This window comes from Streptomyces sp. NPDC002809 (assembly GCF_040295435.1).
Taxonomy (GTDB): Bacteria; Actinomycetota; Actinomycetes; order Streptomycetales; family Streptomycetaceae; genus Streptomyces.
The window spans coordinates 1-1,919 of sequence record NZ_JBEOVJ010000179.1 but is presented as its reverse complement, the minus strand read 5'-3'; the positions used below and the strand labels follow the sequence as shown (position 1 = coordinate 1,919).

Below are 1,919 nucleotides of genomic sequence, written 5' to 3'. Positions count from 1 at the left end.
AGCGGCGAGTGGAACGCGTGCGACACCCGCAGCACACTCGTCCGACGGCCCTGACCGGCGAACTTCTCCACCAGATCAGCAACCGCCGCCTCCGTTCCCGAGACGACGACCGACCGCGGACCGTTGACCGCCGCGATCCCCACCTCACCGTTCAGCAGCGGAAGCACCTCGGCCTCCGCCGCCTCCACCGCCACCATCGACCCACCGGCAGGCAACGCCTGCATCAACCGACCCCGCGCAACGACGAGTTCCGCAGCATCCGCCAGGGACAGCGCACCCGACACATGCGCGGCCGCAATCTCACCGACCGAATGACCCACCAGGAAGTCCGGACGCACCCCCCACGACTCCACCAACCGGAACAACGCAGTCTCCACCGCGAACAACCCCGCCTGAGCGAACATCGTCCCGTTCAGCAGACCAGCATCCTCACCCCACACCACCTCACGCAGGGAGCGGCCCAGCCGGGCGTCCAACTCAACCAGCACCGCATCGAACGCCTCCGCAAACACCGGAAACGCCCCGTACAACTCGCGGCCCATACCCAACCGCTGCGCACCTTGACCCGTGAACAGGAACGCCGTGGCACCTGCCGGCCGCGCAGCCCCTCGCACCACCGAAGGCGACAGCTCACCCTCGACCAGCGCGGTCAGACCCCGTACCAGCTCCTCGCGGTCCGACGCCGGGACCACCGCGCGATGCTCCAGCACCGCACGCGACACCACCGACGAGAAACCCACATCCAACAGCGAAGAGGAGGAGGTCTCCATCCGGGCCAGCAACCGCGCCGCCTGAGCCGCGAGTCCGCTCTCGCTCCGCGACGACAGCACCACCGGGACCACCGGCAGTTCAGCCGTAGCAACCGCCTCCGGCTCCTCCACCACCGGAGCCTGCTCCACGATCACGTGCGCGTTCGTCCCGCTCAGCCCGAACGACGACACACCCGCACGCCTCGGCCGATCCCGCTCCGGCCAAGCCCGCGACTCCGTCAACAACTCCACCGCACCTGCGTCCCAGTCCACATGCGGTGAACGCGTCTGCGAGTGGAGGGACTTCGGCAGCACACCGTGCCGGATCGCCTGTACCGCCTTGATCACACCACCGACACCGGCGGCCGCCTGGGTGTGGCCCAGGTTCGACTTCAGCGAGCCCAGCCACAGCGGATCGCCCTCCGGACGACCCTGCCCATACGTCGCCAGCAACGCCTGCGCCTCGATCGGGTCGCCCAGCCGGGTCCCCGTCCCGTGCGCCTCCACCAGATCCACGTCCGTGGTCGTGATCCCGGCGTTCTCAAGTGCCGCGCGGATCACCCGCTGCTGTGACGGACCGTTGGGGGTGGTCATCCCGCTCGACGCGCCGTCCTGGTTGATGGCGCTGCCCCGGATGACGGCAAGGACCGGGTGCCCGTTCCGTCGGGCGTCCGAGAGGCGTTCGACCATGAGCACGCCGACGCCCTCCGAGCAGCCGGTGCCGTCGGCATCGGCGGCGAAGGACTTGCAGCGGCCGTCCTTCGCCATGCCCCGCTGGTGGCTGAAGTAGACGAACATGTCCGGCGTCGTCATCACCGTCACGCCGCCCACCAGTGCCATCGAGCAGTCGCCCCGGCGCAGCGCCTGTCCTGCCCAGTGGAGGGCGACGAGCGAGGAGGAGCACGCGGTGTCGACGGTGACGGCGGGACCCTCCAGGCCCAGGGTGAAGGCCACGCGGCCGGTGACGAGGCTGCCGTCGCTCGTACCGGGCCCGTAGTCGTGGTACATGACGCCGGCGAAGACACCGGTCCGGCTGCCCTTCAGCGAGAGGGGATCGATCCCCGCACTCTCCACGGCCTCCCAGGACGCCTCCAGCAACAACCGCTGCTGCGGATCCATCCCCAACGCCTCACGCGGCGAAATCCCGAACACCCCGGCATCGAAATCAGC

The 1,919-nt window shown here is 69.5% G+C and carries 1 protein-coding gene; it reads right to left on the bottom strand.

From position 1 onward, the window contains the following. The coding region (locus ABT025_RS39400) for a type I polyketide synthase (RefSeq protein WP_351003645.1) at window positions 1–1,919 on the bottom strand (1,919 nt) is incomplete at both ends.